This window comes from Sulfitobacter alexandrii, from assembly GCF_001886735.1.
GTDB classification, from domain to species: domain Bacteria; phylum Pseudomonadota; class Alphaproteobacteria; order Rhodobacterales; family Rhodobacteraceae; genus Sulfitobacter; species Sulfitobacter alexandrii.
In genome coordinates this window covers 3,580,297-3,602,647 of sequence record NZ_CP018076.1, presented here as the reverse complement: position 1 = coordinate 3,602,647, position 22,351 = coordinate 3,580,297, and the positions used below count along the sequence as shown (strand labels likewise).

At 63.7% G+C, this 22,351-nt stretch carries 23 protein-coding genes; 14 read left to right on the top strand and 9 right to left on the bottom strand.

Translation table 11 applies throughout. The annotated features are described in order from the left end of the window. Window positions 1–67 precede the first annotated feature (67 nt). Window positions 68–1,207 (bottom strand): phosphoserine transaminase, encoded by a 1,140-nt coding sequence (locus BOO69_RS17625; RefSeq protein WP_071973358.1) that lies wholly within the window; start codon window positions 1,205–1,207, stop codon window positions 68–70. A 156-nt stretch (window positions 1,208–1,363) separates the two neighbouring features. Between BOO69_RS17625 and serB the strand changes: the two genes are divergently transcribed. Next, complete coding sequence (serB, locus tag BOO69_RS17620) at window positions 1,364–2,239, top strand: phosphoserine phosphatase SerB (protein ID WP_071973357.1); 876 nt, start codon at window positions 1,364–1,366, stop codon at window positions 2,237–2,239. 70 nt (window positions 2,240–2,309) lie between these two features. Here the strand turns inward: serB and BOO69_RS17615 are convergent, their stop codons facing one another. Further along, window positions 2,310–3,290: an asparaginase gene (locus BOO69_RS17615; RefSeq protein ID WP_071973356.1), complete on the bottom strand. Its 981-nt coding sequence runs from the start codon at window positions 3,288–3,290 to the stop codon at window positions 2,310–2,312. 182 nt (window positions 3,291–3,472) lie between these two features. Here BOO69_RS17615 and BOO69_RS17610 point away from each other — a divergent pair, with 182 nt between their 5' ends. After that, window positions 3,473–4,000 carry an invasion associated locus B family protein gene (locus tag BOO69_RS17610; protein ID WP_418361297.1) on the top strand — a complete coding sequence of 176 codons (528 nt, stop codon included), beginning with the start codon at window positions 3,473–3,475 and terminating at the stop codon, window positions 3,998–4,000. A 15-nt stretch (window positions 4,001–4,015) separates the two neighbouring features. On the opposite strand, the gene BOO69_RS17605 is transcribed toward BOO69_RS17610, so the two are convergent. Further along, window positions 4,016–4,351 (bottom strand): hypothetical protein, encoded by a 336-nt coding sequence (locus BOO69_RS17605; RefSeq protein ID WP_071973354.1) that lies wholly within the window; start codon window positions 4,349–4,351, stop codon window positions 4,016–4,018. 212 nt (window positions 4,352–4,563) lie between these two features. Here BOO69_RS17605 and rlmN point away from each other — a divergent pair, with 212 nt between their 5' ends. Beyond that, window positions 4,564–5,745 (top strand): dual-specificity RNA methyltransferase RlmN, encoded by a 1,182-nt coding sequence (gene rlmN, locus BOO69_RS17600; protein WP_071973353.1) that lies wholly within the window; start codon window positions 4,564–4,566, stop codon window positions 5,743–5,745. Here rlmN and BOO69_RS17595 read toward each other — a convergent pair. Further along, complete coding sequence (locus BOO69_RS17595) at window positions 5,735–6,400, bottom strand: DUF4396 domain-containing protein (protein ID WP_071973352.1); 666 nt, start codon at window positions 6,398–6,400, stop codon at window positions 5,735–5,737. The two genes, rlmN and BOO69_RS17595, sit on opposite strands and share 11 nt — an antisense overlap. A gap of 204 nt (window positions 6,401–6,604) precedes the next feature. Here BOO69_RS17595 and BOO69_RS17590 point away from each other — a divergent pair, with 204 nt between their 5' ends. Continuing rightward, window positions 6,605–6,817: a hypothetical protein gene (locus BOO69_RS17590; protein ID WP_071973351.1), complete on the top strand. Its 213-nt coding sequence runs from the start codon at window positions 6,605–6,607 to the stop codon at window positions 6,815–6,817. On the opposite strand, the gene BOO69_RS17585 is transcribed toward BOO69_RS17590, so the two are convergent. Both BOO69_RS17585 and BOO69_RS17580 read right to left on the bottom strand, forming a co-directional pair. Then, window positions 6,814–7,701, bottom strand: coding sequence for a DMT family transporter (locus tag BOO69_RS17585; RefSeq protein ID WP_071973350.1), 888 nt, complete (start codon window positions 7,699–7,701; stop codon window positions 6,814–6,816). The two genes, BOO69_RS17590 and BOO69_RS17585, sit on opposite strands and share 4 nt — an antisense overlap. A gap of 25 nt (window positions 7,702–7,726) precedes the next feature. After that, on the bottom strand, window positions 7,727–8,572 hold the full coding sequence (locus tag BOO69_RS17580) for an LOG family protein (protein ID WP_071973349.1): 846 nt from the start codon (window positions 8,570–8,572) through the stop codon (window positions 7,727–7,729). A gap of 166 nt (window positions 8,573–8,738) precedes the next feature. On the opposite strand from BOO69_RS17580, the gene dapD reads away from it, so the two are divergent. The 4 genes from dapD (at window position 8,739) to BOO69_RS17560 (ending at window position 11,340) form a co-directional block, all read left to right on the top strand. Next, window positions 8,739–9,566, top strand: a complete 828-nt coding sequence (gene dapD / locus BOO69_RS17575; RefSeq protein ID WP_071973348.1) for a 2,3,4,5-tetrahydropyridine-2,6-dicarboxylate N-succinyltransferase — start codon at window positions 8,739–8,741, stop codon at window positions 9,564–9,566. 61 nt (window positions 9,567–9,627) lie between these two features. Next, window positions 9,628–9,882 carry a GlsB/YeaQ/YmgE family stress response membrane protein gene (locus tag BOO69_RS17570; RefSeq protein WP_071973347.1) on the top strand — a complete coding sequence of 85 codons (255 nt, stop codon included), beginning with the start codon at window positions 9,628–9,630 and terminating at the stop codon, window positions 9,880–9,882. A 57-nt stretch (window positions 9,883–9,939) separates the two neighbouring features. Then, entirely contained in the window at window positions 9,940–10,968 is a 1,029-nt protein-coding gene (locus BOO69_RS17565) for a sodium:calcium antiporter (RefSeq protein ID WP_071973346.1), read from the top strand. 45 nt (window positions 10,969–11,013) lie between these two features. Beyond that, the gene (locus tag BOO69_RS17560; protein ID WP_071973345.1) at window positions 11,014–11,340 is read left to right on the top strand and encodes a hypothetical protein; all 327 of its coding nucleotides are present in this window, start codon (window positions 11,014–11,016) and stop codon (window positions 11,338–11,340) included. A 12-nt stretch (window positions 11,341–11,352) separates the two neighbouring features. On the opposite strand, the gene BOO69_RS17555 is transcribed toward BOO69_RS17560, so the two are convergent. Continuing rightward, window positions 11,353–12,447 carry a Hint domain-containing protein gene (locus BOO69_RS17555; protein WP_071973344.1) on the bottom strand — a complete coding sequence of 365 codons (1,095 nt, stop codon included), beginning with the start codon at window positions 12,445–12,447 and terminating at the stop codon, window positions 11,353–11,355. 1 nt (window position 12,448) lies between these two features. Then, on the bottom strand, window positions 12,449–13,969 hold the full coding sequence (locus BOO69_RS17550; RefSeq protein ID WP_083545576.1) for a Hint domain-containing protein: 1,521 nt from the start codon (window positions 13,967–13,969) through the stop codon (window positions 12,449–12,451). Between the two features lie 336 nt (window positions 13,970–14,305). On the opposite strand from BOO69_RS17550, the gene dapE reads away from it, so the two are divergent. The 6 genes from dapE to BOO69_RS17520 all read left to right on the top strand — a co-directional run bounded on the left by dapE (window position 14,306) and on the right by BOO69_RS17520 (window position 20,837). After that, window positions 14,306–15,451, top strand: coding sequence for a succinyl-diaminopimelate desuccinylase (dapE, locus tag BOO69_RS17545; RefSeq protein ID WP_071973342.1), 1,146 nt, complete (start codon window positions 14,306–14,308; stop codon window positions 15,449–15,451). Next, on the top strand, window positions 15,448–15,864 hold the full coding sequence (locus BOO69_RS17540) for a GNAT family N-acetyltransferase (protein WP_071973341.1): 417 nt from the start codon (window positions 15,448–15,450) through the stop codon (window positions 15,862–15,864). The genes dapE and BOO69_RS17540 overlap by 4 nt, the downstream gene beginning before the upstream one ends. Beyond that, window positions 15,861–16,469, top strand: coding sequence for a TIGR04282 family arsenosugar biosynthesis glycosyltransferase (locus BOO69_RS17535; RefSeq protein ID WP_156874962.1), 609 nt, complete (start codon window positions 15,861–15,863; stop codon window positions 16,467–16,469). The genes BOO69_RS17540 and BOO69_RS17535 overlap by 4 nt, the downstream gene beginning before the upstream one ends. After that, window positions 16,466–18,727 carry a ribonuclease R gene (gene rnr, locus BOO69_RS17530; protein ID WP_071973340.1) on the top strand — a complete coding sequence of 754 codons (2,262 nt, stop codon included), beginning with the start codon at window positions 16,466–16,468 and terminating at the stop codon, window positions 18,725–18,727. Before BOO69_RS17535 ends, rnr begins: the two co-directional genes overlap by 4 nt. Before the next feature lie 60 nt (window positions 18,728–18,787). Continuing rightward, the gene (locus BOO69_RS17525; protein ID WP_071973339.1) at window positions 18,788–19,498 is read left to right on the top strand and encodes a helix-turn-helix transcriptional regulator; all 711 of its coding nucleotides are present in this window, start codon (window positions 18,788–18,790) and stop codon (window positions 19,496–19,498) included. A 169-nt stretch (window positions 19,499–19,667) separates the two neighbouring features. Next, window positions 19,668–20,837, top strand: coding sequence for a lytic murein transglycosylase (locus tag BOO69_RS17520; protein WP_237267514.1), 1,170 nt, complete (start codon window positions 19,668–19,670; stop codon window positions 20,835–20,837). Between the two features lie 57 nt (window positions 20,838–20,894). Here the strand turns inward: BOO69_RS17520 and BOO69_RS17515 are convergent, their stop codons facing one another. Then, the gene (locus tag BOO69_RS17515) at window positions 20,895–22,292 is read right to left on the bottom strand and encodes an aspartate aminotransferase family protein (protein ID WP_071973337.1); all 1,398 of its coding nucleotides are present in this window, start codon (window positions 22,290–22,292) and stop codon (window positions 20,895–20,897) included. Window positions 22,293–22,351 lie beyond the last annotated feature (59 nt).

Sequence of the window (22,351 nt, the reverse complement as noted above, 5' to 3'; positions counted from 1 at the left end):
GCTGCGCAGCTACGGCGCAGGCTGAACTGGAAAGAAAGAATGTGCGCAGTCGCTGCGCAGGGATGGATCAAGCGGAGATTTCGGCCTCGAACGCCCAGGAGAGCCAAGGCAACATCGCCTCGATGTCCGAAGTCTCGACCGTGCCGCCGCACCAGATACGCAGGCCCGGAGGCGCGTCCCGGTAGGCACCGATGTCCAGCGCCACGCCCTCGTCCGCCAGCCGCTTGGCGACGGCCTTGGCAAAGGCGGCGCCGTCGGTGATGCGGTCATCGGTGAACTTCAGGCAGACCGACGTGTTCGAACGCGTGGCCGGGTCTTCGGCCAGGTTCGCGATCCAGTCGTTCGCCTCGCAGAAATCGAAGATCACCTTCGCGTTGGCATCGGCTCTCGCCATCAGACCCTTCAGTCCGCCCACGGATTTGGCCCAGTCGAGCGCCAGCAGGTAATCCTCGACACAGAGCATGGAGGGCGTGTTGATCGTCTCACCCTTGAAGATGCCCTCGTTCAGCTTGCCGCCCTTGGTCATCCGGAAGATCTTGGGCAGCGGCCATGCGGGGGTGTAGCTTTCCAGCCGTTCGACGGCGCGGGGGGACAGGATCAGCATGCCGTGCGCGGCCTCACCGCCCAGCACCTTCTGCCAGGAGAAGGTGGTCACATCCAGCTTGTCCCACGGCAGGTCCTGCGCGAAGGCTGCGGAGGTCGCGTCGCAAAGCGTCAGCCCCTTGCGGTCGGCGGGAATGGCGTCGCCGTTCGGCATCCGCACGCCGGAGGTGGTGCCGTTCCAGGTGAAACAGACATCGTGGTCGTAGTTGAGCGCCGCCATGTCCACGATCTGGCCATAGTCGGCCTCGTGCACTGTCGCTTCGATCTTGAGCTGTTTGACCACGTCGGTGACCCAGCCCGCGCCGAAAGATTCCCAGGCGACCATTTCGGCCGGGCGTTCGCCCAGCAGGGACCACATCGCCATCTCGAAAGCGCCCGTATCGGAAGCGGGCACGATGCCGATGCGATAGTCGGCAGGAACGCCGAGCACCTCGCGGGTGGTCTCGATCGCCTCCAGCAGCTTGGCCTTGCCCGGTGCTGCGCGATGGCTGCGGCCCAGGGGCGCAGACGCGAGCTTGGTCAGGTCGAATGTGGGGATCTTGGCACAGGGGCCGGAAGAAAAACGCGGATTTGCCGGCCGCGTTGCCGGTGCAGTAATAGCCATTGATGCTACCCTCTCAGATATGCGCCCTTCGTTGGGGAAGGGTGTCCCACGGCTGCGTTTAAGGGGTCGCCCGGTCTGGTGCAATCTGGAAAACGCGTCTAGAACGCCGCCTTGTCGCGCAATTGCGACGTTCATGACGCCGATCGGAAACTTTGCATGCTTACAGCCGTCCTGCTGAGCTCGCCCCGCGATCCCAAACTCGATCCTGCGCTGATCGACAGCCTGCGCAATGCCTGGGGTGGCGGTGACGCGGTCTGGCTGGCGCCGGACGAAGCGGCGGAATTCGGGATCGCGCGGCAGCCTGACAATTTCGAGGCGGTCTGGGAGGACTGTCAGAAGATGGGCGTCGATCTGGTTGTCGTGCCGACCGCAAACCGCCGCAAGCGGATGCTGCTGGCCGATATGGACAGCACGATGATCCAGCAGGAATGCATCGACGAGCTGGCCGATGAGGCGGGTGTCGGGGCAAGGGTCAAGGACATCACGGCGCGCGCGATGAATGGCGAGCTGGATTTTGAGGGTGCCCTGCGTGAGCGGGTCGGCCTGCTTAAAGGGCTGCCGGAGTCGGTGATCGAAAAGGTGCTGTCAGAACGGATCACACTTATGCCGGGGGGGCCGACACTGGTGGCGACGATGAAGGCGCAGGGCGGTCATGCGGCGCTGGTCTCCGGCGGCTTCACGGCCTTCACGGCAAAGGTCGCGGCCCTGCTGGGTTTCGACGAGCATCGCGCCAATACCCTGCTGGCCGACAAGGGCGTGTTGAGCGGTGAGGTGGGGATGCCCATTCTGGGGAAACAGGCCAAGGTCGATGCGCTGGAGCAGATCACGGCGCGGCTGGGCATTGCCGAAGCGGACGTGATCGCCGTCGGGGACGGGGCGAACGATCTGGGCATGTTGACGCGTGCCGGCCTTGGCGTGGCGCTGCACGCAAAGCCTGCCGTTGCCGCGCAATGCAATGTGCGGGTGAATTTCGGTGACCTGACCGCGCTGCTGTACGTTCAGGGCTACGCGAAAGCGGATTTCGCCGCCTGACAGCGGCGATCCGGTGGGGGCGCTGCCCCCGTCCTTCGGACTCCCCCGGAGTATTTTCCTGCAAAAAGAATCAGAGCAGGTCGGCCGCGGGTTTCAGCACGCCGGTCACGATGTCGCGGCGGTTCGTGATCGGCGCGTTCATGCGCTTCAGGGTGGCGGGATGGTTCGGGTCCAGAACGCCGAGGCGCACGAGGATCGCGGCGATGGCGCATTCGGCGGCACGGGTGGTGCCGCAGGCAGCCTTGAGGGCGATGCCCAGTTTCTGTTCGGGCAGGATCGCGATGAAGAACCCTTCGGCGCCCGTCTTCAGGGCGACCTTGCCGTCCATCGCGCGCATCAGTTCGGTGCAGGCGCGGCCTTCTCCGGCCACCAGTTCGGGATGCAGGCGCATTGCCTGATGCAGCCGCGCTTCGGCCGATCCTTCGGGCGCGGCGGCGAAGCCCGCCATGGCGCGCGCCATGCCTTGCAGGCTGCAAGCGAAGTTCGGGGCGGAGCAGCCGTCGATGCCATAGCCCGGCGAGGATTCGCCCGTCACCTCCTCGAACGCGGCGAGGCACGCGCGCTGCACGGGATGCGCGGGATCGACGTAATCGGCCCCGCCTCCGAGGTGCTTGTTCAGTGTCAGGAATCCGGCGTGCTTGCCGGAGCAGTTGTTGTGTACCTGGCAGGGAGACTGTCCTGCCCGTATCAGCCCATCGCGCGCCTCGCGGTCGTCCGGTTCCTGCGGGCCGCAGCGAAAATCGGAGTCGTCCAGCCCGAGCGTGGAAAGCCATGTCTCGACCCGGTCGGTGTGGATCGCCGCGCCGTTGTGCGAGGCACAGGCGAGTGCCAGCTGTTCGGTGCCGAGCCGGGCCTTGTCGGCGGCCCCGGAGGTGAGAAGCGGCAGGGCCTGGATCATCTTGGAAGAGCTGCGCGGCAGGATCACGGTTGCCGGATCGCCCCAGGCCTCGACGATCTGGCCGGTGTCGTCGCAGATCACCGCGTGGCCGGAATGGACGCTTTCCAGAAAGGGGCCACGCCAGATTTCGGCGAAGGGGCTGGGTTGGGTCATGATTTCCTCCGATTCGTGCGCGAATTCCTGCCAATCAGGGTTTCGTCTGTCGCCTGTTTCGCGTTATTATGCTTGTTGTCGAAAAGATAACAGGCACTTGCAGGAGAGCGGCCAGACAACGCCGCCATCAAGGCTTGCGATTGAGTTGAGGTCAAGGACAGCTGGAGGCTGGACAGATGGGAATGATAAGGAATTTCGGTGTCATCGTGGGGCTGGCCGCGTTGGCAGCAGCGTCGGGCGCCGCCGCTCAGGATCAGAGCACGAACCGCGTGGCGGCCAAGACCGACTGGAGCGTGTTCGTCGAGGACAACCCGACAGAGTGCTGGGGTGTGTCCACGCCGAAGGAAACCGTGAACTCTCGCGATGGCCGGGTCGTTGCCGTGAACCGCGGTCAGACCCTCCTGATGGTGTTCTATCGTCCCTCCGCGGGCGCCAAGGGGCAGGTCGCCTTTACCGGCGGCTATCCTTTCAAGTCCGGCTCGACGGTGACGATGGACATTTCCGGGACCACCTTCGAACTCTTCACCGAAGGTGAATGGGCCTGGCCCGCGACGACCGAAGACGATGCCAAGATCATCACAGCGATGAAGCGGGGGGCCGATGCCGTCGTGTCGGGCGAGTCGGGCCGTGGCACGGATACCAAGGACACCTTCTCGTTGCTGGGCTTTACCGCGGCTGTCGAAGATGCCGCCAAGCGCTGCGGCGGTTGAACGGCGCGCGACCCGTCAGGTCACCCGTACCATCAGGATCATGGCTGCCAATGCGCAGCCGATCCCGGCGAATTCCCTGATCTGCAGGGTTTCGCCGAACCGCAGCACGCCGATGGCACAGAGGGCGACGAGGGTGATCATGGAAAACCCTACTCCGGCTTGGGAAAGCGTGACGTGCTGCAGGGCGAAATACCAGATCAGGGCCGAAGCGGCATAAAGCGTGCAGCCGAGGACGACGAGGGGCGAAGCCGCTGCCTGACCCTGATCGACCGCGGATTTTATCAGGTAGTCGCCAAGGATCACGATCATGGCGGTGAACGACGTCAGGGCAAATCCGTACAGTATGGACATGACTATACCTTTCCAAGAATGATGGGCCCTTGCGCCGGGAAAGGGGTCTTAATCGAGACCACCGGTGCAGAGCCGGGCAGGACAAGCTTCGGCCCGACGTCGGCATCGGACAAGTCCGGATAACCTTACCTTCGAACCGGGGGTCGCCATGACCCTTTTGCAATTGCCCGCATATTCTATATAGAGACGCATCCACCCGAGGAGAGTCGATCATGACCGCCACCGCGCCGATTACACAGGACGTCCATACCATTCCGCGCAAGCTGCCGGAGGGGCCGATCAACCTCGTCGGCATGACGCGCGAGCGGATGCGAGAGGTGCTGATCGCGCATGGCACGCCCGAGAAGCAGGCCAAGATGCGCGTGGGCCAGATCTGGCAGTGGATCTATCAGTGGGGCGTGCGCGATTTCGCGTCGATGACCAACCTGGCCAAGGCCTACCGCGCGGAGCTGGCAGAGAAGTTCGTGATCGAGGTTCCGGAAGTCGTCACCCGCCAGGTGAGCACGGACGGCACGCGCAAGTACCTTGTCCGGATCGCGGGCGGTCACGAGGTGGAGGTGGTCTATATCCCCGAGGAGGGGCGCGGCACGCTCTGCGTCTCTTCTCAGGTCGGGTGCACGCTGACATGCTCCTTCTGTCACACCGGGACGCAGAAACTGGTCCGCAATCTTACCGCGGCCGAGATCATCGGGCAGGTGATGGTTGCCCGCGACGATTTGGGCGAATGGCCTGTGCCCGGTGCAACCAAGGACGAAACCCGCCTTCTGTCGAACATCGTTCTGATGGGCATGGGCGAACCGCTTTATAATTTCGAGAACGTGCGCGATGCGATGAAGATCGCCATGGACGCGGAAGGTATCCAGCTGTCGCGCCGCCGGATCACGCTGTCCACCTCCGGGGTGGTGCCGGAAATCTGGCGGACCGCGGAAGAGATCGGCTGCCAACTGGCCGTTTCGTTTCACGCCACCACCGATGAAGTGCGGGACAAACTGGTCCCGATCAACAAGCGTTGGAACATCGCCGAGCTGCTGGAGGCGCTCAAGAGCTATCCCAAGGTCAGCAATTCGGAGCGGATCACTTTTGAATACGTGATGCTGGACGGTGTGAACGACAGCGACGAGGACGCCCGGCGGCTGGTGAAGCTGATCGAAGACATCCCCGCCAAGGTGAACCTGATCCCGTTCAACGAATGGCCCGGCGCCCCTTACAGGCGGTCGAGCAACAACCGCATCCGGGCCTTTGCCGACATCATCTACAAGGCGGGGTATGCTTCTCCGATTCGCACGCCGCGCGGAGAGGACATCATGGCCGCTTGCGGTCAGCTCAAGTCAGCCACCGAACGGGCGCGCAAGTCGCGGCGGCAGATCGAGGCGGACGCGGGAATCAGCTCGTAGACATCTCCGTGTCGCGGGGGTCCATCATGCCCTCCTTGATGCCCATCCGGATCAGCAGCAGGTTGACCGGATAGGCCGCCAGAAGCCCGAGCGTCAGCGAGACGATGATGGACGACCAGAACCTCACGTCACCCATCGTTGCCTGCCCGGCAAGCAGGAGATCGGCACCGATGGCCACGATCTCCATCACCGCGATGGATGGTGTCTCTGAAATCAGGGCATCGTGGATCGCCTGGCGGAATGCCACGCCGTCCTGCATCAGGGGGCCGATCGTCAGGGCGACACCGGCAAGATAGGCGAGGGTGAACGTCACGAAAGCGGTTGAAAGATTGCCTGCGGCGAAGAGGCCGACCGCGACCATCACCCCCACGATTTCCCCCATGCCGCAGCCGGAGTAGCAATGCGCGACGGACCGGAAACCGCGTCGCCAGTCCGCGTCATCCGAAATCTCCTTTCGGCCGCTGACCCAGTAGATAAGCAGGCCGACCGGACCGGAGTAGAGGACAGTCAGGCTCCAGACGACCTTCATGAGGGATCCGAGGTGCGCATTGTTCTGCCGCAGGTCGCGCCAGAGGATGAGCATGCTGGGCACCATCAGCGCCGCCCAGGCGATCAGGAATACGGGACTGTCGAGAACTGTCTTAAGCGTTTCCAAAGGGACTGTCTTTCGTCTTGCTACCTGTTCAACGGTTCATGCCGAACACGGTTCCAAGATGCCTCATGCCCGGAATCTCCAACCAAGACGGGAATAAGGCATCAAATTCCCGAAAAGACCTCTTGTCCGCCCAGATCCCGAACGAATTGGGCCATGGTCTTTCCCAAGATTGTTTCCTGTAGAAACCCAATCAGGAGACAGAAGATGTCTGTTATGATCAACAAGGATCCCTTCATCACCGCGCAGGTCATGGACCTGGTGCTGAGGGAACGCGCGGTTGCCCTTTCCAACCGCGAATGGAAGCACCGTCTGGCGGGCTACGGATACGCGATCAGGGATACCGACCGGGGCCAGATCGTCGAGACCCTGCCGCATCACGTCGAAGTCGGGTTCCTTCCGGTTGAATCACGCGCCTAGTTCCGGCGCACACGCCTGACCGGCCAGACTTCGAGCAGCCCCGCGCAGAGCACCAGCGCGCCACCGATCATTTCAAGCGGGGACAGGGCTTCGGACGCCAACACCGCCGCAGAGGCCGCGCCGATGAGCACTTCGGCCATCAGGAGAATGCCGACGCGTGCCGGGTCCAGCCTGACGGTCGCCCACATCAGGCTTGCCATGGACAGGCCCCACCACAGACCGCCCGTGCCCAGCACGATCGCCAACATCGCGAGGGGCGATCCATCGGGCGACTGCCACGGAGACAGCAGGGGTCCGATGCACAGCGTCGTCACCGTGGCGCCGCCGGCGAATACGAAAGCCGCCTGGGGCGCGGGCAGCTCCGGAGTGGCGCGGATACCGGTTGTGGCGACTGCCCACAGCATCCCCGACAACAGCGCAATCCACTCGCCCGTGTTGCGCGGAAGCGGCACCTGACCCTGCGCGCCGAGCATCACACCCAACCCGGCAAGGCCGAAGGCGATGGCAAAGTACCTCAGGATGGGGGTGCGCCACCCCATGACGTATCGGGCGATGAGTGTGCTCCACACCGGGGTCAGAAAGAACAACAGGATGATGATCGCGACGCGACCGTAGACCAGAGCGACGGAATAGAGAGAAAAGGCCGCGCCCCCCAGCGCGACGAACGCGATGGCACGCCGACGTTCACGGCACAGGAGGCTTTGGCCCCGCAAAGCGACGGGTGCAAGGAACACCGTGGCTGCCGCGGTGATCGCCGCTGTGCCCCATGGACCGGCAAGACCCATGCCCGCCAATGTCCTGACCGGAAGCCAGTAGAAGCCCCACAAGACACCCGTGAATACCACGATGAGCGTCGCCTTCAGGGCGGACTTGTCGTCTTGCATGGTTCCCCCGATGAACGCGACTGGCCTAGCGCCCCGGAATTTTCTCACGCGGTGGCGTGACCTTCCAGTTCTCGATCAGGTCCATCGCTTCGGCCGCGGTCTCGACAAAGCTGAACAGATCCAGATCTTCGGCCGAGATCGTGCCCGCGTCTGCCAGCGCCTCCCAGTTGATGATCTTTTCCCAGAAGGCGCGGCCGAAAAGGAGGAAAGGAACGGGTTCCATCCGGCCGGTCTGGATGAGTGTCAGGGCCTCGAACATCTCGTCCATGGTGCCGAAACCGCCGGGAAACACGCAGATCGCCTTGGCCCGCATCAGGAAATGCATCTTGCGGATCGCGAAATAGTGGAAGTTGAAACACAGTTCCGGCGTCACGTACTCGTTCGGGGCCTGTTCAAACGGGAGAACGATGTTCAGCCCGACAGACCGGCCGCCGGCCTCCAGCGCACCGCGGTTGCCGGCTTCCATCACACCGGGCCCTCCGCCGGTGACGATGACACCGTCACGGCCGTCGCCCTCCATGGATTTCAGCGTCATCAGACGGGCGAATTCGCGCGTTTCGTCATAGAACCGGGAGAGTTCCGCCAGGGTTTCCGTCCGGGCGGTGTGGCGTTCGGACGGGGCGGGTATGCGCGCGCCTCCGAACAGCACGATGGTGCTGTCCACACCTTCCGCGTCGAGCATGAGTTGCGGTTTCAGCAGTTCGAGCTGCAACCGGACCGGGCGCAACTCTTCGCGGCACATGAAGTCGTCGTCGGTGAATGCCAGACGATAGGCCGGCGCGCGCGTCTGCGCGGTATCGGGCACGGTTTCCGCCGCCCGGCGGTCGCTCGACGCATGACGCAGGGGGTGGCGGCGATCGTCGTCTTTCATCTGGGTCTCCGGATCAGGTGGCAAGCCAGCGTGGCGTGGTTGGAGCGAAGTTGCAATGGGTCGCGGGCAATGTCGAGCCGGAGGGGACCGGCGGCTTGGGACGTTGCGCGGACCCCGGCACGCAGGTATAGGCCGACAAAGACTTTCTTCTGCAGGAGTGCGCCCCATGTCCAACGCCCAGCTTGAAACCGCCATCGAAAACGCCTGGGACACCCGTGACCAGATCAGCTCCGCCACCACTGGCGGAGTACGCGACGCGATCGAAGAGACACTGAACGCGCTCGACTCCGGCAAGCTGCGGGTCGCGGAAAAGCAGGATGACGGCAGCTGGCACGTGAACCAGTGGGCCAAGAAGGCGGTGCTTCTGGGCTTCCGGATCAAGGACATGGAGCATCAGGAAGGCGGACCACAGGGTGCCGGCTGGTGGGACAAGGTCGACAGCAAGTTCAAGGGCTGGGGGCCGGACGACTGGAAGACCGCCGGTTTCCGGGCCGTACCGAATTGTGTCGTGCGGCGCTCGGCCTACATCGCACCCGGCGTGGTCCTGATGCCGTCATTTGTCAACATCGGCGCCTACGTGGACAGTGGCACCATGGTCGATACATGGGCGACTGTCGGATCCTGTGCCCAGATCGGCAAGAACGTTCACCTGTCGGGCGGCGTCGGGATCGGCGGCGTGCTCGAGCCGATGCAGGCAGGCCCCACCATCATCGAGGACAACTGCTTCATCGGGGCGCGCTCCGAGGTGGTCGAAGGCTGCATCGTGCGCGAGGGCTCGGTGCTGGGGATGGGTGTCTTCATCGGCCAGTCGACCAAGATCGTGGACCGCGAAACCGGCGAGATCATGTACGGCGAAGTGCCGTCGGGCTCTGTCGTGGTGGCTGGTACCATGCCGTCCAAGAACAACGTCAATCTCTACTGCGCGGTCATCGTCAAGCGGGTGGATGAGCGCACACGCGCAAAAACCTCGATCAACGACCTGCTGCGCACCTGAAGATGGAACCATTGTCCCGACTGTCGGTTGTTCCCCAGAATTTGTTCAGGGGAGTAACCACATGACAGGCTTGGGTTGGATCGCATCCATCATCGTTGGCGGCATTGCCGGCTGGCTGGCGGAGAAATTCATGAAGGGCGACCACGGCCTTCTGCTGAACATCTTCATGGGCATCGTCGGTGCGATGCTGTTCAATGCCATCCTGCTGTTCATTTTCGATTCCACCCTTGGTGGATGGATCGGACAGCTTTTCGTCGGGTTCGTCGGTGCCTGCCTGCTGATCGCGATCATCCGCGCGATCCGCGGCCGCGCCTGATCCGGCATCGCTTTCTGACGGGCCAAGGCGGACCAGGCCCGTCAGGCGACACATCGCATGATTTCTGACCTGCCTCTCCATCTGCTGCTGCTTGTTTTCGCGGCGGCGATCGTGGTCGTCGTGCTCGCGTCAATCAAGGCAACACAGCTTGCCGACGTTATCGCGGACCGGACCCAGATGGGGGAGGCCCTGACAGGCGGCCTGATCCTTGGCGGCGCGACGTCGCTGGCCGGCATCGTCGTTTCGGTAAACGCCGCGCTCTCCGGCGATGCCAGCTTCGCCTTTTCCAACGCCGTCGGGGGCATCGCGGCCCAGACGCTCTTTCTCGCGGTCGCTGACCTGCTCCACAAGCGGGCGAACCTCGAACACGCCGCGGCCGAACCGGCCAACCTGTTCCAGGCGGTCATGCTGATCGTGCTGCTGAGCTTGCCGATCGGTGCCATGGCAGGCCCGGATATCGCCTATCTGGGGATTCATCCCGTTTCGGTTCTGATGTTTCTGGCCTACCTCGCCGGCACGCGACTGGCGTCGAACATCAGCGAGGAACCGATGTGGCGCCCGGTCAAGACACCGGAAACCCGCGAAGACGAACCGGAAGATGACAAGGAGGCCGGCCGCTCCGCCCGCGGCCCTGCGACAAAGTTTGCCGTTCTGGTGGTGCTGATGGGCTGCGGCGGGTGGGTCATCAGCCAGGTCGGTGGCACATTCATCACGCGGTTCGCGCTGTCCTCCAGCCTTGTCGGATCGCTGATCACGGCCGTCGTCACCTCGCTGCCCGAACTCGTCACCACGCTGGTCGCCGTGCGTCGCGGTGCGTTGCAGCTGGCGGTCGGCGGGATCATCGGCGGCAACACCTTCGATACGCTGTTTCTCGTGGCGTCGGACATCGCGTACCGCGACGGGTCGATCTTCCATGCGGTCGAACTGCATGACCTCTACTGGCTGGCAACCGGGTTGATGATGACGGCCGTCCTGCTTGGGGGTCTGATCCTGCGGCAACGGGCCGGTCCGGCGCGGATCGGGATTGAAAGCGTACTGATCATGGGGATCTACGCAACGGCACTGGTGGTGGAACTCACCGCCTGAGAGCCGCCGCTTGACATTGCCCCTTCCGCGCCGCCAATTGCGCGCATGGCAAAGAACGCTCAGAGCAAGCAGCAGGTCTATACGCTTTTGGTCGAAATCGGCCGGAAGCAGGGGGATGGATTGCCTGAAAAGGCAACCGGCGCGGCACTGATGTGCTTTGCCTCGGGCATCGACGAGGCCGAAGCCGTGCGCGAGACCGTGGCCATCCTCAAACAGGCGGACACGAACCCGCTGGACGTGACCGGATATGGCACGTTGGCGGAACGCGAGGCCGAGGGGCACGAAATCGACGCGGACGAGCGGGCGCTGATGGCCCGCGCGCTGGAAGAAAATTCAGTCATCGTCGCCCAGATGACCCCCTTCTTCGACTGAGAATCGGTCCGGTCAGGCCGCGCGTTGCCGGGCCAGGTGAATGGCGTCATGCCATTTCAGAACATGGTACGCGGGTTTTCCGTGTTCCGGGAGACTGCTGCGATCCAGACTTTGCAACAGGCTGGCGTGCAGGTTCTGGCCGTTTCGCCGGATCCGCCCGATGTAGAGGCTTTCCAGCGCGGTTCCCCCGGCCAGCAGCGGCTCGTGGCTCGGCAGCAGAAGCTGGCTGTAGCTGATCGTGGGGCCGCATGGCTCCTCCAGCGCGGCGAACCCGTTGACCAGATGACGCGCTGGCACCAGAACCGCTTCCTGCCCGAAGAGGTACTCCACTTCCGGTCCGTCGATGATCAGACGCTGATCGGGAGAGACCACGATGTCCTGCTGCAAGCCGAAGTACGGCGCGCGCAGGCGGACCGGGCGATAACTGCCACGCGCGGGCACCGTGCGATGCACGTTGTGCAGCACCGGCACGACGCCTGCGCCGCGGGTCAGAACCGTATCTCCGCGTTGAAGCGTGTCGGCAGGCTTGTATCCCCATGGCGTGGCCAGCGGCGTGCCGGGCAGCAGGCTCGGCATCGGGCCGATCGGTTCAATCCTGTCCGACAACGCGGCAAAGATCATGTCGGGTGCAAAGGTGCCGCCGCCGGTACCCAGCATCAGGTTGCGAGCATCATCGAGGGTCAGGGGACGGGGGTTGTCGATGTAGACGCTTGTCAGGGTCGTGTCTTCGGGCTGTTCCAGCGTCATGCGGCCCCATCTGGCGCGGCTGTCCCATGAATATGTGATGCGCACCACATCGGTCCGACCCGCGTCCTTGCGCTGGATCGCGGCGTGGGTGATCGATCTGCCTTGGACCTGCACCATCGCGACGCCCCCGCCCGGGATCGCCTGAAAGGTCAGGCTGCGCTGCCATGGATAGGTGGTGTTGTAGCCGAACAGGAGTTGCGGCCGCCCGTCTGCGGACAGCCTGGTTTCGAACATGATCGATCCCCGTACCAGCAGGCTGCGGGGATCGTCCGGGATGCAGGGTTCATCCTGCTTGTCGCTGCCCAGCCCCCGAATGGACAGGCGGCGGTCGTCGTGATCGCAGAGGGCGAGCCAGGTCATGTCATGCCGCCTTTGTCACGCGCAGCAGGTCCGCTTCGAACCGCTTGAGGGTTCGCCGCGCGGCGGGGGAGTAGCCGGCGCCGGTTTCCGGGTCGATCTCCGGAAAAATGGCGCAGATCTCGTCGACGATGTCCTTCTCGAAGCTGCGCCGTGTTTGCGGCCCCGGCAGGAAGCTTTCCGTTTCCAGACCTTCCGAGAAAAGCACCTGGTGGCGGTCGAACAGCAGGTGAACATAAGTCACCTCCTTGCCGGTGCGTCGGACCACCGAACGGTCGTTGACCAGATCGCGCGCGGCGACCAGAACCTCCGCCTCGCCGAAGAGCAGCTCCGCGAGATTGTCGCGGATCAGGATGCGGTGCAGCGGAGAGACCAGCAGGTCGCGATGTTGTCCAAAGGTGTTCGCGCGAATGTGGATCGGCGCGAAATCCCCCTGGGCCGCTACGGTGCGGGTGCCGCGCCAGCGCAGCGGCTGCGGGCCGTCGTCTTTTGTCAGGACCAGATCGCCGGGTTGAAGCGTTTCGGCGGGCCGTTCTCCGTCGGGTGTGGCGATCAGGGTGCCTGCGACGAAACAGGGCACGCCGGTCGCGTTGACAAAGCCGACATCCGTGTTGGTGCCGTTGTCGATCGTGTAGGTGAAATTGAAATTCTCCACATCGCCGTCACCGGTCACGGTGAAGGTGCCGTTAGCGTTCAGACGCACGGTCTGGCCGGTTGGCAACGTGATCGTATCGCCCGCGCTGACCGCGACACCGTTGATGTGGGTGATGGTCAGCGTGCCTCCACCCTCGTTGATGTCGTTGCCGAGGACGTCGATTTCGCGTTCGCCATCCGGGAACAGGTCGACGTTGTCGGACATCGCGATCAGGTCGGTCTGGACAGAGTCCGCGGCGATGAGGAGGTTGGAATCGTAGTTGCTGTCGGAGACGTCCGCGATGGCGATGCGCAGCGAGTTCACGATGCCGGGATTGACGTACATCGTGAGCGTCAGCGTGATGGTGAAACCGTCCATCTCCGTATTGAACTGGTCGGCCTGGTTGTTCACGTACATGTTGATGTTGTTGGCCGTGTTCACGTTGCCGGGGTCCACGTCACCGTTGCCCACGTCCATCGGGACCAGCGAACCGTTGACCCAGACGCCGACGAAGTCCTGGTAGATCGAGTTTTCGAATTCTGGGTATTCCTCGGACGAGAACACGAACTGCATCGTCATGATGCTGCTGTCCGGAATGAAATCCACGTCCAGTGTCGCCGCGTCGTAGGTTCGGGCGCCCGCAACGTTGTTGTAGGGTCTGTAGTTATCCGTTCCCGATGTATTGGTGGATGTATCGGTTTGCTGGTTCGATTGGCCCCAGGAGTTGGTGAAGTCCTGCGCGTTCCCAGTGGAGAGGATCACCCCGCTGTCGCCCGGGGTCACACCGGGTGCTACGTTATCGCCGCCGCTGTAGGTGCCCGCGCTGTCGATGTCGCCGTAGTAGGTCGCCCCGACCACGGTGACCCCGTCGCCGAAGATGGTCTGCGCCATATCCGTGGCGCTTGTGCCCTCGCGGACCGTTTCGATGGGAAGTTCTGATGCTGCTACCACGCCACTGCCTCTGCCCTTGGGTCGAGGCGGCACTGGTCAGCACTGCACGCAAAAAGCACGTGCGGTTCGGAAAACGGATGCAGGTCTGGCCCTGTTTTCAGGTGTCCGGTCCTGCGACTGCTGCTGATGCCCTGCCTCGGGTCATATTGTTGCCACAACTTTAACACCATTCGCGCGAGGCTGTTAAGCATTTCGTGATGCGCCCCCCTTGGCACCGCGCCTTTTTGGTCACAAAAGGGGCTGGTTCAGGATGAAACCCCCCCGAAGGAGACCGGAATGGCCGCGACAGACCCCGTCCAGCTGACCGCACGGCTGGTGCGCTGTGCTTCCGTGACGCCAAAGAACGATGGCGCGCTGGAGATCATTCACGAGATGCTGTCCGATGCAGGTTTCGACTGTGCATGGGCGGATCGGGGCGGTATCCGCAACCTCTTTGCCCGCTGGGGGTCCAGGGGAAACGGCAGGTCGTTCGGGTTCAATGGCCATACGGACGTGGTGCCGATCGGCAACCCCGATCACTGGACAATGCCCCCCTTCGGCGCCGAGATCCGGGACGGCATCATGTACGGGCGGGGCACCACCGACATGAAGTCCGGCGTGGCGGCCTTCGTCTCGGCCGCGATCGACTTCGTGAAGGAAACACCGCCCGACGGGTCGGTCGTGCTGACCATCACCGGGGACGAAGAAGGCGACAGCGTGGATGGCACCGCCGCGATACTCGATTTCATGGCCGAGAATGGGGAGCGGATGGACGTCTGCCTGGTGGGCGAACCGACCTGCCCGGACCGCATGGGCGACATGATCAAGATTGGCAGGCGGGGGTCGATGACGGCATGGTTCGAGGTGATCGGCACGCAGGGCCATTCCGCCTATCCGCACCGCGCCAACAATCCGCTTCCGGCGATGATGCGGCTGATGGACCGGCTGGCCAGCCATACGTTGGACGCGGGCACCGACCATTTCGACCCTTCGACGCTGGCCGTCGTGACGGTGGACACAGGCAACCCCGCCACCAACGTGATCCCGCGGAACTGCTCTGCGACGGTGAACATCCGCTTCAACGATAGCCATACCGGCGCCAGCCTGACGGAGTGGCTGGAAGAGGAGGCGTCCCGGGTGCGCGATGCCTACGGTGTGGACATCAAGATGACGATCAAGGTGTCCGGCGAAAGCTTCATCACGCCACCCGGTGAATTGTCTGCCCTCGTGTCAGATGCGGTCGCGGCGGAAACCGGCGTCAAGCCGGAACTGTCGACGACTGGCGGCACTTCCGACGCCCGGTTCATCAAGGCGCACTGCCCCGTGGTGGAGTTTGGTCTCGTCGGCCAGTCCATGCACCAGGTCGACGAGCACGTGGCCGTGGAGCAGATCCACCAGCTCAAGGCGATCTACGCGCGCATCCTGAAAGACTACTTCGCATGACGGTGACGGTTGCCTGCACCGATGACATCGAAACCTGCCTCGATCTTCGCAGGGCCGTCTTTATCGATGAACAGGGCGTGACCGAGGCGGAGGAAATCGACGGCCTGGACAAGGATTGCCTGCACCTGCTGGCGCGTGATGGTGATGTGCCGGTCGGCACCGCCCGTGTCCTCTTTGCCGGCGACGTTGCAAAGATCGGGCGGGTCTGCGTGCTGAAGTCCCACCGGGGCACCGGGCTTGGTGCTGCCCTTATCCGCGCAGCCCTTGCCGAGGCGGAGGGGCGGGCCTCACGGGCGCGGCTGGGTGCGCAGACCCATGCGATCGGTTTCTACAGGGCACTCGGCTTCATTCCTGTCGGGCCCGTCTACGATGATGCGGGCATACCCCACCGCGACATGGTGAGAGAGCTTTGAAACCCACGCTCATCGTCATGGTCAAGGAGCCGCGTCCCGGCAGGGTCAAGACGAGGCTTGGCCGTGACATCGGGATGGTGGCGGCGGCGTGGTGGTTCCGTCACCAGACCCGCCGCCTTCTGCGGCGTCTCAGGGACTCGCGCTGGCAGGTCGTGGTGGCGGTTTCACCCGACAGGGAGGGGCTGGGCAGCCGTGTCTGGCCCGCCGACCTGCCGCGGTTGCCGCAGGGCGGCGGCGATCTGGGGCTGCGGATGGCGCGGATGCTGGCCCGCGCCGAGGGCGCCCCAGCCTGCCTGATCGGCGCCGATATCCCCGGCGTCATGCCGACGCACATCGCGCAAGCCTTTGCGAAGTTGGGCGATCATGACGCGGTGTTCGGGCCTGCAACGGACGGTGGTTTCTGGCTGATCGGCCTGAAGCATCCCGCGCGTCAGCCCGCCGGTTTCTTTCGGGGCGTGCGCTGGTCGACCTCGCACACCCTTTCCGACAGCCTTGCGACCCTTCCGGACCACCGGATTGCCTTTTGCGACACCTTGGGTGACGTGGATACCGCGGACGATTTGAACATGACGCCGGGTGGGGCGCGTGCTAGCTCAGGAGAATGAGCAACATTCCCACCAAAGCCGAGATCCTCGACTGGATCGAACGAAACCCCACCCTGACCGCAAAGCGTGACATCGCGAAGGCGTTCGGGATCAAGGGGGCGGCGCGCATCGACCTGAAACGACAGCTCAAGGAGCTGGAAGCGGAAGGGCACCTGGAAAAGCGCAAACGCAGCTACCAGGACCCCGACCGTTTGCCACCGGTGTCCGTTCTCGTGGTCAGCCACGCGGACAAGGATGGCGACCTTTTCGCGAAGCCAATGGAATGGCAGGGAGAAGGGGTCGAGCCGATCGTGCTGGTGATCCCGCGTGCCTCCGATCCGGCTTTGGGCGAAGGAGACCGCATTCTCGCGCGATTGAGCGTGGTGAAGGAAGACACCCACAATTACGAAGCGCGCCTGATCCGGCGTATCGGGACCAACCCGAAACGTGTGATGGGCATCTTCCGCAAGGGCAGCGAAGGCGGGCGGATCGTGCCCATCGACAAGGGGGCGGACCGCGAGTGGATCGTGGCGGAGGGCGCGACGCACGGTGCAAAGGACGGCGAACTGGTCGAAGCGGAGCAGGCGGGGCCCAAGGGCCGTCTGGGGCTGCCCAAGGCCCGGATCGTGGAGCGGCTGGGCGATCCTTCCGCCCCCAAGGCGGTTTCCCTGATCGCGATTCACCAGCACGGGATCCCCGACCATTTCCCGGACGACGCCATCGCGGAAGCGGATTCGAAAAAGCCCGCTGGCCTCAAGGGGCGCGAAGATCTCCGCGATCTGCCGCTGATCACGATCGACCCATCCGACGCGCGCGACCACGACGACGCCTGCTATGCCCATGCCGATGAGGATCCCGCGAACGAAGGCGGTCACGTGATCTGGGTCGCCATCGCCGACGTGGCGCATTACGTCACGCCCGGCTCCGCGCTGGACCGCGAGGCGCGCAAGCGGGGCAACTCCACCTATTTTCCCGACCGCGTGGTGCCCATGCTGCCGGACCGTCTTTCCGGCGACCTTTGTTCCTTGCACCAAGGTGTGCCGCGCGCCTGCATCGCTGTCCGAATGGTGCTGGATTCACGCGGCAACAAACTGGGCCACTCGTTTCACCGGGGGCTGATGCGTTCGCCTGCCTCGCTGCATTACGAAGAGGTGCAGGATGCCATCGACGGCAATCCCAACGATCGGACCGGACCGCTGTTGGAGCCGGTGCTGAAACCGCTGTATGCCGCCTATGCTGCGCTGAAGGCCGCGCGCGCCGAGCGACAACCCCTTGACCTCGACCTGCCCGAACGGCGCATCGAGCTGTCCGAAGACGGGACGGTGAAATCCGTCAACTTCAAGGACCGGCTGGATGCCCACCGGCTGATCGAGGAGTACATGGTGCTGGCGAATGTCGCCGCCGCCGAGACATTGGCGGCCAAGAAGACGCCCCTGCTTTACCGCATCCACGAGGAACCCTCGCAGGAAAAGCTCGATGCGCTGCGAGAGACGGCGGAGGCGGCGGGATATACGCTGGCCAAGGGGCAGGTTCTGCAGACCGCGCATCTCAACCGGCTGCTGAACGATGCGGCCGGGACCGACGATGCTGAGCTGATCAACCTCAGCACGTTGCGATCGATGACACAGGCCTACTATGGCCCGGAACACATCGGTCACTTCGGCCTTGCCCTTCGGTCCTATGCGCATTTCACCTCTCCGATCCGGCGCTATGCCGACCTGATCGTGCATCGGGCACTCATCACGGCCCATGGATGGGGGAAGGACGGGCTGACCCCCGACGACATGGAGACGCTGGACCAGACCGGGGCCCATATCTCGGACACCGAACGCCGGTCGATGACGGCGGAAAGGGACACGACGGACCGCTACCTTGCCTCCTACCTGTCGGAGCGAGTGGGGAGTGAGTTCACCGGACGGATCAGCGGTGTGGCCCGCTTCGGGGCCTTCGTGAAACTGGACGAAACGGGCGCCGACGGTCTCTTGCCGATGCGTGCGCTGGGCCGCGAGTACTTCCATTACGACCGCGAAGCCCAGACCCTCATGGGATCGGATACCGGCACCATGATCGGGATCGGGCAGAAGGTTACCGTGAAACTGGCGGAGGCCGTGCCGGTCACTGGCGGCATCGCGCTGGAACTTGTCGATATCGACGGTCAGAAGGTCACGCAGCAACGTCAGAGCCCCGCGGGCCGCAGCCCGCGCCGCAAATCGACCAAGGCGAAGCGCAAGAAGGACAAGATCAAACGAAAGGTTTCCCGCACGCGGCGACCGAAATAGCCCACGCAGGACGTGATCGTGCATGCTGTCTATTCCTGACAGGACGGCGTAGGATCGGGCATGACCCGAACGCACCGCCTGTTCCAGATGATGACCGCGCTGCGGCGATTGCCGGCGCCCGTTCGCGCGCAGCAGCTGGCGGACGAACTGGAGGTATCGGTGCGCACGGTCTACCGCGACATAGATGCCCTGAGGAGTCTGGGCGCGGTCATCGATGGAGAGGCCGGTTTCGGTTATACGCTGATCGAGGATGCGGCGCTGCCGCCGCTCGGTTTCGAGGATGACGAACTCGAAGCGCTGGTGCTGGGGCTTCGCAACGTGACGGTGATCGGCGACCCGGCCCTCGCGGCAGCGGCAAGGACGGCGCTGGCAAAACTGACCGCCCGTGTGCCGCCGCGCCAAGGGCACAGGCTGCAGCACGCGATCCTGGACGCGCGACGGTTCGATCCCCCCGCGCCACCACGTATCAATGTCGCAGAACTGCGCGCCGCCACATGGGCGGAGGAAACCGTTTCCTTTTCGTATGTGGACGCGGCGGGGGCCGCGTCGGTCCGAGAGGTCGATCCACTGGGGCTTGTCTACATGCAGGACACGAGCATGTTGCTGGCCTGGTGCCACCTGCGACAGGATTTCCGGGCGTTCCGGCTGGACCGCATGGATGATCTGCGCTCCACCGGCAAGAGCTTTCGGCCCCGGCGGGTTCCGATGTTGCGAGACTATACCGCGCGGCTGAGGGCGGAAGCCCGCGCACGCGTACCGGACCATTCCTGATCCTGCTCTTTTTCGCGGGACAAAAGACGGCTACCGTCGCGCGAGGCGACAGCGGGGACATCAGGCGATGCTCGGACGAATACTCCTTTCCATCTTGATGGCGTTCCTCGCCAGCGCAGTGTCAGCGCAGGTGGCGCCGGACATATCGCACCGCCCGCCAGAGCGCAGAGTGGCCGACGTGACTCCGGCAGATGCGGAAGGCATCAGCGGTTCCACCGCCGGTCTGCGCGCGTGGGTCACTGCCTTTCGCCCCCGTGCCCTGCAAGAAGGTATCGAAGGCGCGCTTTACGATCGCGCCCTGCGTGACGTCACCTATAATGCCGAGGTCGTCCGGCGCGACCGCAACCAGGCCGAATTCACCAAGACGATCTGGGATTATCTCGACACCGCGGTGTCAGACGTGCGGATCGCCAACGGCAAGGCGGCGCTGGCCAAATGGAACAGCACGCTGAGCCGGATCGAGGAAGCCTATGGCGTCGAGAAGGAGATCATTGTCGCCATCTGGGGGCTCGAAAGTGCCTATGGCACCTTCAGGGGTGCGGATCCGGTGCTGAATTCCATGGCCACGCTGGCCTACGATGGGCGGCGCGCCGAGTTCTTCGAGGATCAGTTGCTCGCGGCGCTTCGCATCCTGCAGGAGGGGGACACCACGAAGGCCGAGCTCAACGGATCCTGGGCCGGTGCGATGGGTCACACCCAGTTCATGCCGACTTCATTCCAGGACCATGCGGTCGATCACGATGGTGACGGCAAGCGCGACATCTGGGGCGACGATCCTGCCGATGCCCTGGCATCCACGGCAGCCTACCTGAAACATCATGGATGGAAGCGGGGCCAGCCCTGGGGTGTCGAAGTGAAGGTTCCTGAGGACTTCGATTTCTCGATGGCACGGCGGTCGCTGCGCAAGATGCCGAGCGAATGGGCGACGCTGGGCGTCACCCGGCCGAGCGGAACGGCCGTCAAGGACTATGGGCTGGCATCCGTCCTGCTGCCGGGAGGGGCAGAGGGCGTGGCCTTTCTCGTGTTTGCGAACTTCGAGGCGCTGGAGACCTACAATACCGCCGATGCCTACGTGGTCGCGGTGGGCCATCTGGCCGATCGGATCAAGGGGGGGCCGGCGTTTGAAAATGACTGGCCCCGGCACCTGAGGGTGCTGACCTTCGACGAGCGGATCGAATTGCAGAAGCGGCTGACCAGCGCGGGTTTCGATACGGAAAAGATCGATGCGAAGATGGGCCCGCTGACCGTCGATGCGATCCGGCGCTTTCAGGCCGATCAGGGCATCCGGCCCGACGGGTATCCATCACTGGATGTGCTGGACCGGCTGCGCGCGTTATAGCGAGAGCGGATGGCATGTGGCCAACGCGGCCACATGCCACCCGCCGCCGAGGCAGGCTCAGGACGCGGCCTTGAGCATGTCCTTTTCCTTGAGATCCTTGTAGGTCGCATCGAGCGCGAGCTTGGCGCGGGTTTCGAAAACGTCGATCTCCTCGGGCGTGATCACCAGCGGCGGCGAGATGATCATGCGGTCCCCGACGTGACGCATCACCAGATTGTTGGCAAAGCAATGCTCGCGGCAGATGTAGCCGACAGCGCCCCCTTCGGTTGCGAATTTCGCCCGGCTCTCCTTGTGCGGGGTCAGGGGCAACGACGCCATCATGCCCGACACGTTCACCGCCCCGACCAGCGGGTGTTCACCAAGGTTCTGCAACGCTCCGTGCAAAGCGGGGATCGCCGTATTGCGGATGTGGTCGAGAAGATTTTCCTCTTCCATGATCCGCAGGTTTTCCAGCGCGACGGCAGCGCAGACCGGGTGCCCGGAATAGGTGTAGCCGTGGTTGAATTCGCAGGCGCCGATCACGGCGGCGATCTTGTCAGACACGATGGAACCGCCGATGGGCGCATAGCCCGAGCTCAGGCCCTTGGCGATGGTCATGATGTCGGGGGTGATCTCCATGGTCTGGGAGCCGAACCAGTTGCCGGTCCGGCCGAACCCGCAGATCACCTCGTCGGCGATCAGCAGCACGTCGTGCTTGTTGCAGATCCGCTGGATCTCGGGCCAGTAGGTGCTGGGCGGGATGATCACGCCACCGGCACCCTGAATCGGTTCGGCGATGAACGCCGCGACCTTGTCCGCGCCGAGTTCGAGGATCTTCGCTTCCAGTTCCTGTGCCCGCGCGAGCCCGAACTCCTCGGGCGTGTGGTCTCCGCCTTCCGACCACCAGTCGGGCTGGCCGATGTGATGGATGCCGGGAATGGGCATACCGCCCTGTTCGTGCATGTAGGTCATGCCGCCAAGGCTGCCCGACCCCACGGAAGAGCCGTGATAGGCGTTCTTGCGGCTGATGATGTGACTTTTTTCCGGCTGACCCTTCTGTGCCCAGTAGGTCCGCACCATGCGCAGATTGGTATCGTTCGCTTCCGACCCCGAGCCGGCAAAGAACACATGGTTCAGGTCTCCGGGCGCAAGCTCGGCCAGCTTGGCGGCGAGGGCGATCGCGGGCACATGCGATGTCTGGAAAAAGGTATTGTAATAGGGCAGTTCGTTCATCTGGCGCGCCGCGACCTGTCCCATCTCGGGTCGGCCGTATCCCAGGTTCACGCACCACAGGCCCGCCATGGCATCCAGAATCTCGTTGCCGTCGCTGTCCGTAAGGTACACGCCCTTGGCGCGGGTAATCACGCGCGCGCCCTTCTTGCCCAGATCGTCATTCGTAGTGAACGGATGCATGTGGTGGGCAGCGTCGAGCGCCTGCAATTCGGCGGTGGGCAGATGATTGGTGATGGTCGGCATGGTTTGACCCTTTCGAACAGACGTTTCGGGATTGCCGGCAGAATATGATCAAATTCTGT

Coding starts and splice junctions, on each gene's coding strand:
- rnr (WP_071973340.1), top strand. CDS start 16,466: ATGAGCAACATTCCCACCAAAGCCGAGATCCTCGACTGGATCGAACGA.
- rlmN (WP_071973353.1), top strand. CDS start 4,564: ATGACCGCCACCGCGCCGATTACACAGGACGTCCATACCATTCCGCGC.
- BOO69_RS17605 (WP_071973354.1), bottom strand. CDS start 4,351: ATGTCCATACTGTACGGATTTGCCCTGACGTCGTTCACCGCCATGATC.
- BOO69_RS17555 (WP_071973344.1), bottom strand. CDS start 12,447: ATGACCTGGCTCGCCCTCTGCGATCACGACGACCGCCGCCTGTCCATT.
- BOO69_RS17625 (WP_071973358.1), bottom strand. CDS start 1,207: ATGGCTATTACTGCACCGGCAACGCGGCCGGCAAATCCGCGTTTTTCT.
- BOO69_RS17570 (WP_071973347.1), top strand. CDS start 9,628: ATGACAGGCTTGGGTTGGATCGCATCCATCATCGTTGGCGGCATTGCC.
- BOO69_RS17525 (WP_071973339.1), top strand. CDS start 18,788: ATGACCCGAACGCACCGCCTGTTCCAGATGATGACCGCGCTGCGGCGA.
- BOO69_RS17540 (WP_071973341.1), top strand. CDS start 15,448: ATGACGGTGACGGTTGCCTGCACCGATGACATCGAAACCTGCCTCGAT.
- BOO69_RS17580 (WP_071973349.1), bottom strand. CDS start 8,572: ATGAAAGACGACGATCGCCGCCACCCCCTGCGTCATGCGTCGAGCGAC.
- BOO69_RS17610 (WP_418361297.1), top strand. CDS start 3,473: ATGATAAGGAATTTCGGTGTCATCGTGGGGCTGGCCGCGTTGGCAGCA.
- BOO69_RS17615 (WP_071973356.1), bottom strand. CDS start 3,290: ATGACCCAACCCAGCCCCTTCGCCGAAATCTGGCGTGGCCCCTTTCTG.
- BOO69_RS17585 (WP_071973350.1), bottom strand. CDS start 7,701: ATGCAAGACGACAAGTCCGCCCTGAAGGCGACGCTCATCGTGGTATTC.
- BOO69_RS17550 (WP_083545576.1), bottom strand. CDS start 13,969: ATGGCGCAGACCATCTTCGGCGACGGGGTCACCGTGGTCGGGGCGACC.
- dapE (WP_071973342.1), top strand. CDS start 14,306: ATGGCCGCGACAGACCCCGTCCAGCTGACCGCACGGCTGGTGCGCTGT.
- BOO69_RS17565 (WP_071973346.1), top strand. CDS start 9,940: ATGATTTCTGACCTGCCTCTCCATCTGCTGCTGCTTGTTTTCGCGGCG.
- dapD (WP_071973348.1), top strand. CDS start 8,739: ATGTCCAACGCCCAGCTTGAAACCGCCATCGAAAACGCCTGGGACACC.
- BOO69_RS17590 (WP_071973351.1), top strand. CDS start 6,605: ATGTCTGTTATGATCAACAAGGATCCCTTCATCACCGCGCAGGTCATG.
- serB (WP_071973357.1), top strand. CDS start 1,364: ATGCTTACAGCCGTCCTGCTGAGCTCGCCCCGCGATCCCAAACTCGAT.
- BOO69_RS17515 (WP_071973337.1), bottom strand. CDS start 22,292: ATGCCGACCATCACCAATCATCTGCCCACCGCCGAATTGCAGGCGCTC.
- BOO69_RS17560 (WP_071973345.1), top strand. CDS start 11,014: ATGGCAAAGAACGCTCAGAGCAAGCAGCAGGTCTATACGCTTTTGGTC.